Origin of the sequence: Microvirga sp. Mcv34 (assembly GCF_024519725.1) — a bacterium.
Classification (GTDB): domain Bacteria; phylum Pseudomonadota; class Alphaproteobacteria; order Rhizobiales; family Beijerinckiaceae; genus Microvirga.
In genome coordinates this window covers 37,086-49,890 of sequence record NZ_JALJRK010000020.1, presented here as the reverse complement: position 1 = coordinate 49,890, position 12,805 = coordinate 37,086, and the positions used below count along the sequence as shown (strand labels likewise).

The following is a 12,805-nucleotide window of genomic DNA, read 5'->3' as shown; positions in this document are numbered from 1 at the left end:
TGCGAGGGCCCTTCTCGTCTGTCGTATGGCCGATGAAGCTCAAAGCTTGCCGAGCTTGAGGAACTGCGTCTCGCCGGAGGAATTGTCGACGCCGTCGTTGTCGGTGACGATATAGGCATCGCCCGCCGCATCGATGGCGAAGCCTTCGACCTTGTCGAGCACGTAGCCCTTGGCGGATTTGAGATCCGGCAGGAGATCGCGCACCAGGGTCTTCCGCACGAGCGGCAGCTCGCCGCCGGGCGTGACGGGCTTCATGTCCGCGAGGGACACCGCATAGAGCCGCTTCACCTTGGCCTTCTCGGCAATCTGGTTGTCGCGCTCGATGATGATGACGCGGTCGCCCGCCGCGGTGATCTCCGACAGGCCGATCCAGCCGGCTTCCGCGCTCTCGAGCGGATAGCGCACGGCGCTCCAGCTCTTGTCGGACGGCTTGTAGGCGAGAAGCTTCACGGCGTTCTTGCCGTCGTCCGCCCATTCGCGCTGGACCGCGAGCCAGACGATCTCCTCAGACCCCGAGCCTGTCACGGTCACACCTTCGAAGCCGTAATTCTTCGCACCTTTTTCGAGCTCCGCCGGGACGTTGATCTCTTCCTGGATCGCCCCCATGGCATCGGTGCGGATGAGCAGGTTCTTGACACCTTTTTCCAGATTGCCCTCAGAGGCGAGCCAGAACCCGTCCCGCGCCACGGCGATGCCTTCGAGGTCGAGCTTCTCGGCGGCGGCGCCGTTGCGCGTCACGAGCGTCTCGGCCGTGATCAGCGCGGGCTTCTTCGTGGCGTCGATGGTGAGGATGCGCGGCGCCGCGCTGTAGAAGCTGTCCGTGATCGCATAGAGCTTGCCGGCCTGCGTCTTGTCGGCGGCGAGGCCGGACAGGGCGCCCCAGCCCATGGGCAGTCCCTCGGCGTTCTTCGCTGAACGGATCGTCGGATAGGCAGGAGCCGCGCGCTCGGCGCGCTGGTAGATCATCACATGCGGAGCGGCACCTCCCTCACCGTGTAGATCCGTCTCGCTCGTGGACACGAAGAGATTGCGCGACGGGATGGCGAGAAGGCCCTCCGGGCCGATGCCGGAGGGCAGAACCTGCAGGAGTTCCGGCGCCGCGCCCGTGTCGCGGTAAACCGCGACGACCGAACCGCGCTCGGAGCCGACGAAGATGAGAGTGTCGTTGCCGAAGCGGCCCGTCTCGATGCCTTCGATTTCGACGCCCTTCTTGTTGCGCTTGTCCGGGTAATGGCCGAGCGAGACGATCTCGTGCTCCAGGCTCGCGCCGGATTCGTAAGCGACGCTGCCGTCCTTGTTGAAGATGGTGAAGCCGCGCGAGCCGCCCTTCCAGTCGCCCTCGTTCGCCGTCACGAAGCGATTGCCGTCGATCCAGTGCACCGCATCCGGCTCGCGGGCGACCTTGTCCATGGCGCCGGTCAGATCGATCTTGCCGTCCTTCTTGGTGTCGATGTTCTTCAGGTCGACGGTGCCGGCGGAGAAATGCGCCTCGACCTTGCCGCTCTTGCCGTCGACGATGGCGATATGGTTGTTCTCCTGCAAGGTCACGACGACCTTGCCGTCCTCGGACACATCCACGAATTCCGGCTCTGGGTCCTCGCCGGCGACGGCCGCGAGGCCCGTCAGATCGACGGTCCTGAGAGCCGCGCAATCGAGCGCGTCGCCGTTGAGGGACGCGACCACCAGGGCGCCGGCGGGCAATTGCGGAAGCGCGCCGTCGTTGATCTCCTCGTTGCGCTCGTTCTCGATGGCGACGGCGAGGATGCCCGCATGGGCGGCCACGGAATCGGGCTGACCCGGCAGCGGGCATTCGGCCACGATCTTGCGGTTCGCGAGGTTCACGGCCACGAGCTTGCCGCTCGGGTTGGTGAAGCTCTCAGAAGTATTGACGGCCACATAGGCCTTCCCGCCCACGACCTTCACCGAGGTGGGCTCGCCGCCCACCGCAAGCATCCCGCCCGGTTGAGGGGAAGCCGGATCGGTGATGTCGATGAAGCCCAGCGCCTTGCGGGGGCTGTCCGTGTAGACCAGCAGCTTGCCGTCTTCGCTCGCCGAGATGATCTCGGCCACGGTCTCGGCCTTCTGGTCCGAGTCCTTCGGCAGGTTCGAGGTGATGGGGAAGCTGGCGATGCGGTCGAAATACTCGGCCGCGGAGGCGCTGAGCGCCGTGCCGGAGAGGAGTGCAACGGCGAGCGAGCCGGCGAGGAAAGAGCGGTGCATGGAGTCCCCACGAGACGGTCAAGATTGGCCGGCCCCTCATGCGCCCCGTCCATGACAGGCCGATGACAACTGATGCTGCAAGGGAAACTGAACTGTTTTGCACCGAATCTCCCACCAGGGCGTTGTCGAGACCGGAGCCAATCGATAGCTGTTGCACATCGAGCCCCGTAAAGCTTGACCGATTTCGACAGGAGCCTTCATGAGCATCGGCCTGATCGCCTTGCTGGACGACATCGCGGCCATCGCCAAGGTCGCCGCCGCCTCGCTCGACGATGTCGCCGCCCAGGCTGCCAAGGCCGGCGCGAAGGCGGCCGGCGTGGTGATCGACGATGCCGCCGTAACCCCGCGCTACGTGACGGGCTTCTCGGCCGCCAGGGAACTGCCGATCGTCGGCAGGATCGCCTTGGGCTCCCTCAAGAACAAGCTGATCTACCTTCTCCCGCTGGCTCTCATCCTGAGCTTCTTCGCCCCCTGGGCCATCACGCCGCTGCTCATGATGGGCGGCGCCTATCTGTGCTACGAGGGTTCGGAAAAGGTGTTCGGGGCCCTGTTCCCCCATGGTGCCCATGAGCATGAGCGGGCCACCCAGATAGCCGGGAATGTCGAGGACGAGAAGGTCAGCAGCGCCATCAAGACCGACTTCATCCTCTCGGCCGAGATCATGGCGATCACGCTGGCCAGCATCCCGGTGGGGTCGACCTGGATGCAGGCCGCCGTGCTCGCCATCGTGGGCATCGGCATCACGGCCCTGGTCTATGGCGGTGTCGCCCTGATCGTGAAGGCGGACGATATGGGCGTGGCGCTCGCCCGAACCGATCGCCCGCTGTCGCGCCTGCTGCGGCGCGATCCCGAGAGCGCTCCCTTGCACACGGATCGTCTGCTGGCGCCCCTCACCCGGGCGTTCGGCCGCGGTCTGGTGAAGGCCATGCCGGGTCTGCTCAAGACACTCGCCATTGTGGGCACCGCCGCGATGGTCTGGGTCGGCGGCGGCATCATCGTCCATGGCCTCGAAGGCTACGGCTTCACCGGCCTCGGCCATGCCATCCACGCGATCGCCGTGGCCGCCGGCCACACGGTCCCGAGCATCGGCGGCGCGGTGGAATGGCTCGTCTCGGCCGCCGCCTCGGGCCTCGTCGGCCTCATCCTCGGGGCCATCCTGATCCCTATCGTCCACTTCGTCGCAGTGCCGCTGCTGAGGGCCCTGCGCGGCGGGGGACGGAAGGCCGGGAAGCCTACGGTATAACCGTCTGCACTCTTCCCTTATCCAACGGTTCGTACCATATTCGTTCTATGGCCAAATCACCCAAAAAGCCCAAGCTTTCCACCGGGAAGGCGTCCAAACCTGATCTGAAGCCCCTGGCCCCGCACTTGGCAGAACTTCTCAACCCGGCGGTGAACCGGGAGCGGGAGGCGGCCGAGGGCTTTGCCGAGCGGGCGCAGGAAACCTTCATCCATGGCGACATCACCGATGTCGACCCGGCGCTGGCCAAGAAGCTCGGCCTGAAGGGCCCGGACGACGGGCCGGACGTGGCCAATGAGCTGGGCGACATCGTCCCTGAATCCGGCTTTTCCGCCACCGTCGACGCGCTGTCGCGGCTGCTCACGGAAGGCGATCCGCGCTTCAAGAACGGCAAGCCCTGGGTGCCGCACCGCCCACCCCGCCCCGAGAAGTCGGAAGGTGGCATCCCGTTCAAGATCAAGTCCGATTTCACGCCCTCCGGCGACCAGCCCAATGCCATCCGCGAACTGGTGGACGGCGTGCGGCGGGCCGAGCGTGACCAGGTCCTCCTCGGCGTCACCGGCTCGGGCAAGACCTTCACCATGGCCAAGGTGATCGAGGAGACGCAGCGCCCCGCCCTCATCCTCGCGCCGAACAAGACCCTGGCCGCCCAGCTCTACGGCGAGTTCAAGTCGTTCTTCCCCGACAACGCCGTGGAGTACTTCGTCTCGTATTACGACTACTACCAGCCCGAGGCCTATGTGCCGCGCTCGGACACCTTCATCGAGAAGGAAAGCTCCATCAACGAACAGATCGACCGCATGCGCCACTCGGCCACGCGCGCGCTCCTCGAACGCGACGACGTGATCATCGTGGCGTCCGTGTCATGCATCTACGGTATCGGCTCGGTCGAGACCTATACGGCCATGACCTTCTCCGTGAAGGTGGGCGAGCGCATCGAGCAGCGCCAGCTCATCGCCGATCTCGTGGCCCTGCAATACAAGCGCATCCAGAGCGATTTCGCGCGCGGCACCTTTCGCGTGCGCGGCGATGTGATCGAGCTGTTCCCGGCCCACTTGGAGGACCGTGCCTGGCGCATCGGATTATTCGGCGACGAGATCGAGAGCATCGTCGAGTTCGATCCGCTCACCGGCAAGAAGACCAATGACCTGCAATTCGTGAAGGTCTATGCGAACTCGCACTACGTGACGCCGCGTCCGACCCTGCAGCAGGCCGTGAAGGGCATTCAGGACGAGCTGCAGCACCGCCTGCAGGAACTCGCCCGCATGGGCCGCCTGCTCGAAGCGCAGCGCCTGGAACAGCGCACGCAGTTCGACCTGGAGATGATCGAAGCCACCGGCGTGTGCAACGGCATCGAGAACTATTCGCGTTACCTCACCGGCCGCAAGCCTGGCGAGCCGCCGCCGACCCTGTTCGAGTACCTGCCCGACAACGCGCTCGTCTTCACCGACGAGAGCCACGTGACCGTGCCGCAGATCGGCGGCATGTATCGCGGCGACTTCCGCCGCAAGGCGACGCTCGCCGAATACGGCTTCCGCCTGCCCTCCTGCCTCGACAACCGCCCTCTGCGCTTCGAGGAATGGGACGCCATGCGGCCGCAATCGGTCCACGTGTCGGCGACGCCTGCCAAGTGGGAGATGGAGCAGACCGGCGGCATCTTCGTCGAGCAGGTCATCCGTCCCACCGGTCTCGTCGATCCGATCGTGGAGATCAGGCCGGCGCGCAGCCAGGTCGACGATCTCGTGCACGAGGTCAAGGAGCTCTCCGCGCAGGGCTACCGCACGCTCGTGACCACGCTCACCAAGCGCATGGCCGAAGATCTCACCGAATACATGCACGAGAACGGCATCCGCGTGCGCTACATGCACTCGGACATCGACACGCTTGAACGCATCGAGATCATCCGCGACCTGCGCCTCGGCGCCTTCGACGTGCTCATCGGCATCAACCTCCTGCGCGAGGGACTCGACATTCCGGAATGCGCGCTCGTGGCCATTCTCGACGCGGACAAGGAGGGCTTCCTGCGCTCCGAGACCTCGCTGGTGCAGACCATCGGCCGCGCGGCGCGTAACGTGGAAGGCAAGGCGATCCTCTATGCCGACAAGATCACCGGCTCCATGGAGCGTGCCATCGCGGAGACCAACCGGCGCCGCGAGAAGCAGCTCGCTTACAACGCCGAGCACGGTATCACGCCGCAGAGCGTGAAGAAGAACATCGCCGACATCCTCGAGAGCGTCTACGAGCGCGATCACGTGTCGGTCGATACAGGCCTCGCCGACCGGACTGTCGGCCACAACCTCAAGGCCGTGATCGCCGACATGGAAAAGCGCATGCGCGAAGCCGCCGCGAATTTGGAATTCGAGGAGGCCGCGCGCCTGCGCGACGAGCTCAAGCGCCTGCAGGCGACGGAGCTCGCGATCAGCGACGACCCGATGGCGCGTCAGAGCGATGTGGAGAAGGAAGCCGGCAAGTACGGCGGCTCGCGCAAATACGGCCGCAGCGCCAACCTGCCGCCGAAGGGCCTGCCGCCCTCCGGCGAAGGTGCGACGGCCGGCGACGAGGATTCCGATTCCTACGGCCCGACCGGCAAGGGCCGCTCCGATGAGGGCACCCGCATCCGCAAACCCGGCCTCGACGAGATGGGCCCAGGGACGGACCGCGAGGTCCCGCTGAACTACCGCGAACGCCCGGCCGCCCGCTCGACGCAAGGCTTCGCCGGACAGAAGCCGAAATACAAGGGACGCAAGGGCCGGTAGCCACGTATTCTGTGAATGTCATCGCCGGCCTTGTGCCGGTGATCTCGATTGCTTGAAGCGCCGAGCCCTCCCGCATCGGGATGGCCGGAACGAGGCTTGCCACATAAGCAAGAGGAAAAGACATCCTAACACGGTCAGCACTGTGGACTGCATTTTCAAATGAGAGAAGTCTGTGATTGACGCGTGAAAGCTCTCACTACTTCTTTCTTGGCAGCAAAACCTTGGCGAAACGTGATCCGTTTGGACCAAAGCGCTCCTGTGCAATACGACAAACCTGCTCGTCTTTCATGCTGGCGAATTCTTCACGAGCGCGTGCCTCTCCTCTCGCCTGATCGGCAAAGAAGTTTTCGGTCATCCTTCTCTCACATCCACCTGCATAAATCTTGTTGGAAAGGCAGTAGGTAAATGCAGCATCAAGGAATCTGTGCTGCGCAAGCTTCGGACAGCGCGATGCGAGATATGAGGCTTCCCCATAGAAAATTGCGGGGTTCTTCTCATCTGGAATTCGGGAAACGCTTACGCAACCACCCAGAATCACGATGGCGGCAGCACCAGCAAGATTGATGAATTTCATGATCTCAGTTTTTCATCACATGAAGATTATGCCGATGTTGCAAGTCAGCAATCCTCGACAACAATGATAATATATAACATCTAATTTTGATAATAAAGTGGAGACATCACCGCCAGTTCACCGCGAACGCCTCCATCGGCTCGGTGAAACCTTTCACGACGCGGCTCCCGAGATCCACGAAGGAGAAGCGGGGTGCGACGAGGGTCGTGATGATCTCCGACACCACGATGCTGTCGGGCTCGGCGCTCTGGCACAGGCGGGCGGCCCGCTGCACCGTGGCGCCGAACAGGTCGTTGTGGTCGGCCACGGGTTCGCCCGCGTCGAGGCCAATGCGCACGCTCAGCTTTTCGCGGCTCGCCAGGTTGAAGGCCTCGAAGGCCTGGAGGATTGACCGGGCGGCATCCACGGCGGCGGTCACATCGTCGAAGGCTGCCATGATCCCGTCGCCGGTATGCTTGACCTCGCGCCCGTTCTTATCGCGCAGGGCCCGGCGGACCATGGCGTCATGCGCCCGCACCATCTCGACGGCGCGCGTATCGCCGAGGCGCGCGGTCATGGCGGTGGAGTCGACGAGATCGGTGAACATGATGGTCCGCAGGGCCGGATCGACTTCGCCGTCGGGGCGGTGGACCGCCGGTTCCGGATCTGAGATGCGGCCGAGAAACGCCTCGACGGCCGACAGGTCGACCTCGATCACGTCGCGGGCGACCTCCCCATGCGCCTCGTCGTGCACCCGCATGGCGGTTTCGATGTCGGGGGCGTCGATGAGGCAGAACGCGGTGCCGCGGGTATCGTCGAACCAGTAGGTCAGGAACCGAACCCCGTAGCGTCCCTGGACCTCCAGGTCCTGCTGGTGCACCTGGGCGATGTCGGCGGCGGTCAGCCCCTTGAGCTCGTGCCGGTCCAGGAAGATGGGCATGGCGGATCTCCCTCCGTGCCCCCGGCGCAGTCTACACCGTTCGACTGGAGCGGGCGATGCCCCTTTCGTTCTGTCCCGAACGGATGAGGCGAGAGCTCACTCATCCGTTCGATCCGCAGGTTGTTGACGGCGCGGGAGACGCGCTATGTAACTCCTCTGCCTCATGCCCTGCTGGAGAGTTCGATGGCCTATCTGCCCGCTGAGACCCGCTACGACGAGATGCTCTACAACCGGTGCGGCCGCAGCGGGCTGCTCCTGCCGGCGATCTCCCTCGGGCTTTGGCACAATTTCGGCGAGGACAAGTCGGCCGCGACGGCGCGGGAGATCTGCCGGACCGCCTTCGACCTCGGCATCACGCATTTCGACCTCGCCAACAATTACGGCCCCCCTCCCGGCTCGGCCGAAACCCTGTTCGGCGAAATCCTGCGCAAGGACTTCCACGACCTGCGCGACGAACTGGTGATCTCCACCAAGGCGGGCTACCGCATGTGGCCGGGGCCTTACGGGGAATGGGGCAGCCGCAAGTATCTCCTGTCGAGCCTCGACCAGAGCCTCAAGCGCATGGGGCTCGACTATGTCGACATCTTCTATTCCCACCGCTTCGATCCGAACACGCCGCTGGAGGAGACCATGCTGGCCCTCGATTCGGCCGTGCGGCAGGGCAAGGCGCTCTATGTCGGCCTCTCGTCCTACAACAGCCAGCGCACCCGCGAAGCCCTGGCGATCCTGCGCGAGCTGAAGACGCCCTGCATCATCCATCAGCCGAGCTATTCCATGCTCAACCGCTGGATCGAGGAGGACGGGCTGCTCGACACTCTCGACGAGCTCGGCATGGGTTCCATCGTGTTCTCGCCGCTGGCGCAGGGCATGCTGACGACGAAATATCTCAACGGCATTCCCGACGAGAGCCGCGCGGCCCAGGGGAAATCCCTGCGTACGAGTTTCCTCAACGAGGACAACATCGCCCGCATCCGCGATCTCAACGGCATCGCCGAACGGCGCGGCCAGACCTTGGCCCAGATGGCCTTGGCCTGGGTTCTGCGCGGCGGACGCGTCACCTCGGCGCTCATCGGCGCGAGCCGTCCCGAGCAGGTCGTCGACTGCGTCGGCGCACTCAAGAACCTCTCCTTCACGGCCGACGAACTCGCCGAGATCAACCGCTACGCCGGCGAGGGCGGCCTCAACATCTGGGCGGCCTCGGCCGAGCGGAAGGGGCCGTCCCGGTAATCCACGGAAAGCCTCAGCTTTTAGGCGTATACTCCTTCCGAGGGACTTGAGAAGTCGGTTAACAAGTGGTTAATGCCAAGCTTCATTGGCCACTTGACCTAAGGTCACCCCATGAATTCCGTCACCGCCCTCGACAACCGTCGGAAAGACAGGCGTTTTCCCACGCATCACCCGGCAAAGATCATGCTGGGTCCGGAGGCGATGATTTCGTGCCTGGTGAAGGACATCTCCACCGGCGGGGCCAGGATCGCGGTCAAGCGGCACATGGACCTGCCGGAGAGCTTCGAGCTGTACATCGCGGCGCACGACCTTCAGGTGCGCCGCGCACGGGTATGCTGGCGCGACGGCGATTTCGCCGGAGTCGCGTTCAGCGCCGAGGAGGCTGATCTCGCACCGGCAGCCGAGGCCCCCGAGGCGCTGCGGTTCGAGGTCTGCCTCGAACAGGCCGCCATGCCGGTCCATCTCGCGGCGAAACCGGCCCGCAAGAACCTCAAGCTCTATCGCACCACGGCCTGATCGGGGCCCGGGCCCCGGCTTTTCAGGAATTCAACGCCGCCCGAACAGCCGCTCGATATCCGTCAGCTTCAGCTCGACATAGGTCGGCCGGCCGTGATTGCACTGGCCGGAGAGCGGTGTCGCTTCCATCTCGCGTAGGAGCGCGTTCATCTCCTCGGGCCGCATGCGCCGTCCGGCTCGGATGGAGCCGTGGCAGGACATGCGCGAGAGCACGGCGTCGAGGCGCTCCTCCAGCGGACTCGATGCCCCCTGGCCCCATTCCGCCAGAGCATCGGCCACATCCTGCACCAGCGCCTTGATGCGCCCACCCGCGAGCGCCGAGGGCACCTCGCGCACCAACAGCGCGCCATGACCGAAGGGCTCGACCACGAGACCCAGGCTTTCGAGCGACGAAGCCTCGGCCAGCACCCGGTCCGCATCGACGGGATCGAGATCGACCACCTCGGGGATCAGCAGCAATTGACGGGCGATGCCCGAGGCGGCGCGCTCGCGTTTCAGGCGCTCATAGACGAGGCGCTCATGGGCCGCGTGCTGGTCGACGATGACGATGCCGTCCTGCGTCTGCGCGACGATATAGGTGCCGTGCAATTGCGCGCGGGCGGCGCCCAGCGGCGCCTCCTCCGTCTGAGGCTCGATCTCATGCAGGGTGGCGCGGCTGTCGGCCGAAGGGCTCGCGAAATCGGGCAGGTTCGCCTGCCGCTCGCCGAGGCCCGAAGCGGGCGCGTAGGAGCGCTCCGGCCCGTCGAGTGGTGCCTGCCACTGGGCGAAGGCGCTGGTCGGGCGGATCGCATGGGTGCGGTGCGGATAGGCCGGGCGCGGCGGCAGCCCGCCCTGCGGACGCAGGCTCTCCAGCGTGCGCGTGCCGCCGGTCGAGGACGCCCGGAAGGCATAGCGGGTGATCGCTTCCTTCAGCGCGCCGACGACGAAGCCGCGCACGAAGGCCGGATCGCGGAAGCGCACTTCGGTCTTGGCCGGATGCACGTTGACGTCCACGGCACGGGGATCGAGATCGATCATGACGGCGAGCACCGGATGCCGGTCGGAGGCCATCACGTCCGCATAGGCGCCGCGCACCGCGCCGAGCAGCAGCTTGTCGCGCACCGGCCGTCCGTTGACCACGAAATGGATCGCCGTCCCGGTGCCGCGATGATAGGTCGGCAGGCTGGCGAAACCGGTGAGCCGCACGCCCTCGCGCTCGACCCCGATGGACATGGCGTTCTCATGGAACTCCGCGCCCAGCACCCGCGACAGGCGGCGCAGGAAACCGTGCTCGCCGGGCTCCTCCGGCGGATAGGTGAAGGCGGTGATGTGCTCGCCCGAGAGCGTGAAACGGATCGTCGGATGCGCGATGGCGAGCCGCTTGACGATCTCGGCGACGGCCTGCGCCTCGGAGCGGTCGCTCTTCAGGAACTTCAGGCGCGCGGGCGTGGCGGAGAACAGGTCCGTCACCTCGACGCGGGTGCCCTTCGGCGCGGGCGCGGGACGAACCGGCCCCTTCACGCCCGCCTCGACCACGAGCGACGAGCCGGTCTCGGCCTCCGCCGTGCGGGTGACGATGGAGAGGCGCGCGACCGCCCCGATGGACGGCAGGGCCTCGCCGCGAAAACCGAGGGTGCTGATCGTGAACAGATCGCCGTCCGGCAGCTTGGAGGTGGCGTGGCGCTCGACCGCCAGTTCCAGATCTTCCGGCGTCATGCCGCGTCCGTCGTCGACGATGCGGATCAGGCGCCGCCCGCCGGCCTCGACGGCGATCTCGATGGAGGTCGCGCCCGCATCGACGGCGTTCTCGACCAGTTCCTTGACGGCAGCCGCCGGACGCTCGACGACCTCGCCCGCAGCGATGCGGTCGACGAGGATGGGATCGAGGCGGCGGACATGCATGCGAAGGGTCGCGCGTTCGGATTCGGGACAGAGAACATAGGGGCTCCCAGCGACGGAAACCAGAACGCGCGGCGTTATTCCCCAGGCTCTCTTCCGCCGTCAGCCCTGCGCGAGGTATTCCTTCGCCAGGATCTTGGCCTCTTCCACGGCAGGCTGGTCGAACGGATCGACGCCCATGGCGTAGCCGGCCAGGATCGTCTCCAGCATGAAGTGCATGAGAAGCTCGCCCAAGGCGCGCTCGTCCAGGGTCTCGACGTGGATTTGGCGGGTCGGTCGGCTGTTCTTGGCGAAGGTGTCGGCCATGGCGCGGCCCTGGGCGGCCACGAGGTCGCCGATGGTCTTGCCCGCGAAGGCCGCCTGGCCGGCGCGCTTGGCCAGCGCCTCGTTCATGATCGGGCCCTTGCCGGCGACGCCGGTGGTCAGCACCGTGAAGAGCTTGTCGTTGGGGCCCGCGAGATAGAGCTGCTGCTGGCTGTGCTGGTCCACGGGACCGATGGCCGCGACGGGCTGCGTGCCCTTGCCGTCCTTGCCCACGCTCTCGGCCCAGAGCTGAACCCACCAGCGGGTGAAGCGCTCGAGGCGGTCCGCATAGGCCATGGTGACCGCGATGCCCTTGCCGGCTTTCGCCGCCGCGACGTTCAGGGCGGCCCCCAGGGCGGCGGGCGCGTCTTTGGCCGCCGCTCCGTTGCGGAAGGGCTCATAGGCCTCGGCCGCGCCCCGGCGGATGGCCTCGATGTCGAGCCCGAGCGCGGCAGCGGGCAGAAGGCCCACATTGGTCAGGACCGAATACCGTCCGCCGATGCCGGTGTGGTGATCGAGGAAGCGTACGCCCTCGGGCTCCAGGAGGTCGCGAATGGCGTTCTTGACCCCGTCCCTGCGCGGCTCGGACACGCCGAGGAACACATCCTTGGGATGCGCGCGCAGGCCCGCCTTCTCCAGGGCCGTGAGCACGGCGATGGTCTGCATCAGCGTCTCGCCCGTGCCGCCCGATTTCGAGATCGCGACGAACCGGGTCGAAGAGAGCGGCAGCTTGTGCAGGACGCGGTCGAACGTGATGGGATCGAGATTGTCGAGGAAGTGGATGCGCGGGCTCTCGGTGAAGCGCCCGGTGCCGGGCACCGCGTAATCCTTCAGCTGCGCCAGGGTCTGGCCGCCGAGGCTCGATCCGCCGACGCCGAGAACGACCACGTCGGTGGCATCGTCGCGCAGGAAGGCGGCGGCCTCGCGGATGCTCGCCAGATCGTCCGTGGTGCGAGGCATGTGGAGCAGCGGCAGCCGGCCCGATGCATCGTCCTCGGCAAGCCGCTTCATGGCCTCCCCGACGAGTTTAAGCGCGTCGTCGAGCGCCGCCTGCGCCAGACCGCCTCCCCCGATATTGGTCTCAAGGGCAAGATCGATCGATTGCTGCAGGGCCATAAGCGTACTCCGACTCGTTCAAAGCAGGAGCGGAAGATTAGGGCAGAGACGGCCCC

Annotated in this window: 9 protein-coding genes; 4 read left to right on the top strand and 5 right to left on the bottom strand. The window is 65.8% G+C overall.

Going from position 1 to position 12,805, the window contains the following annotated elements; all coding sequences use genetic code 11:
• Positions 1-39: 39 nt before the first annotated feature.
• A complete protein-coding gene (locus OC446_RS13035) occupies positions 40-2,220 on the bottom strand; it encodes an esterase-like activity of phytase family protein (protein WP_262029456.1) in 2,181 nt (726 codons plus the stop codon).
• A gap of 199 nt (positions 2,221-2,419) precedes the next feature.
• Between OC446_RS13035 and OC446_RS13030 the strand changes: the two genes are divergently transcribed.
• Both OC446_RS13030 and uvrB read left to right on the top strand, forming a co-directional pair.
• Positions 2,420-3,463 (top strand): DUF808 domain-containing protein, encoded by a 1,044-nt coding sequence (locus tag OC446_RS13030; protein ID WP_262029455.1) that lies wholly within the window; start codon positions 2,420-2,422, stop codon positions 3,461-3,463.
• Positions 3,464-3,510: 47 nt separating this feature from the next.
• Positions 3,511-6,216, top strand: a complete 2,706-nt coding sequence (gene uvrB, locus OC446_RS13025; protein WP_262029454.1) for an excinuclease ABC subunit UvrB — start codon at positions 3,511-3,513, stop codon at positions 6,214-6,216.
• Positions 6,217-6,412: 196 nt separating this feature from the next.
• Here uvrB and OC446_RS13020 read toward each other — a convergent pair whose 3' ends face one another.
• The gene (locus tag OC446_RS13020) at positions 6,413-6,790 is read right to left on the bottom strand and encodes a hypothetical protein (RefSeq protein ID WP_262029453.1); all 378 of its coding nucleotides are present in this window, start codon (positions 6,788-6,790) and stop codon (positions 6,413-6,415) included.
• Positions 6,791-6,896: 106 nt separating this feature from the next.
• The gene (locus OC446_RS13015) at positions 6,897-7,709 is read right to left on the bottom strand and encodes a nickel-binding protein (RefSeq protein ID WP_262029452.1); all 813 of its coding nucleotides are present in this window, start codon (positions 7,707-7,709) and stop codon (positions 6,897-6,899) included.
• A 183-nt stretch (positions 7,710-7,892) separates the two neighbouring features.
• Between OC446_RS13015 and mgrA the strand changes: the two genes are divergently transcribed.
• Together mgrA and OC446_RS13005 are read left to right on the top strand one after the other, a co-directional pair.
• Positions 7,893-8,936, top strand: coding sequence for an L-glyceraldehyde 3-phosphate reductase (mgrA, locus tag OC446_RS13010; RefSeq protein ID WP_262029451.1), 1,044 nt, complete (start codon positions 7,893-7,895; stop codon positions 8,934-8,936).
• A 111-nt stretch (positions 8,937-9,047) separates the two neighbouring features.
• Positions 9,048-9,452: a PilZ domain-containing protein gene (locus OC446_RS13005; RefSeq protein ID WP_262029450.1), complete on the top strand. Its 405-nt coding sequence runs from the start codon at positions 9,048-9,050 to the stop codon at positions 9,450-9,452.
• A gap of 30 nt (positions 9,453-9,482) precedes the next feature.
• Here OC446_RS13005 and mutL read toward each other — a convergent pair whose 3' ends face one another.
• Entirely contained in the window at positions 9,483-11,333 is a 1,851-nt protein-coding gene (gene mutL, locus OC446_RS13000; protein ID WP_262029449.1) for a DNA mismatch repair endonuclease MutL, read from the bottom strand.
• A 99-nt stretch (positions 11,334-11,432) separates the two neighbouring features.
• Positions 11,433-12,749, bottom strand: a complete 1,317-nt coding sequence (locus OC446_RS12995) for a glucose-6-phosphate isomerase (protein WP_262029448.1) — start codon at positions 12,747-12,749, stop codon at positions 11,433-11,435.
• Between the last annotated feature and the right edge of the window lie 56 nt (positions 12,750-12,805).

Bases quoted from the DNA above. Each gene is read 5' to 3' on its own strand.
- OC446_RS13035 (WP_262029456.1), bottom strand. From the start codon at position 2,220: ATGCACCGCTCTTTCCTCGCCGGCTCGCTCGCCGTTGCACTCCTCTCC.
- OC446_RS13030 (WP_262029455.1), top strand. From the start codon at position 2,420: ATGAGCATCGGCCTGATCGCCTTGCTGGACGACATCGCGGCCATCGCC.
- uvrB (WP_262029454.1), top strand. From the start codon at position 3,511: ATGGCCAAATCACCCAAAAAGCCCAAGCTTTCCACCGGGAAGGCGTCC.
- OC446_RS13020 (WP_262029453.1), bottom strand. From the start codon at position 6,790: ATGAAATTCATCAATCTTGCTGGTGCTGCCGCCATCGTGATTCTGGGT.
- OC446_RS13015 (WP_262029452.1), bottom strand. From the start codon at position 7,709: ATGCCCATCTTCCTGGACCGGCACGAGCTCAAGGGGCTGACCGCCGCC.
- mgrA (WP_262029451.1), top strand. From the start codon at position 7,893: ATGGCCTATCTGCCCGCTGAGACCCGCTACGACGAGATGCTCTACAAC.
- OC446_RS13005 (WP_262029450.1), top strand. From the start codon at position 9,048: ATGAATTCCGTCACCGCCCTCGACAACCGTCGGAAAGACAGGCGTTTT.
- mutL (WP_262029449.1), bottom strand. From the start codon at position 11,333: ATGCATGTCCGCCGCCTCGATCCCATCCTCGTCGACCGCATCGCTGCG.
- OC446_RS12995 (WP_262029448.1), bottom strand. From the start codon at position 12,749: ATGGCCCTGCAGCAATCGATCGATCTTGCCCTTGAGACCAATATCGGG.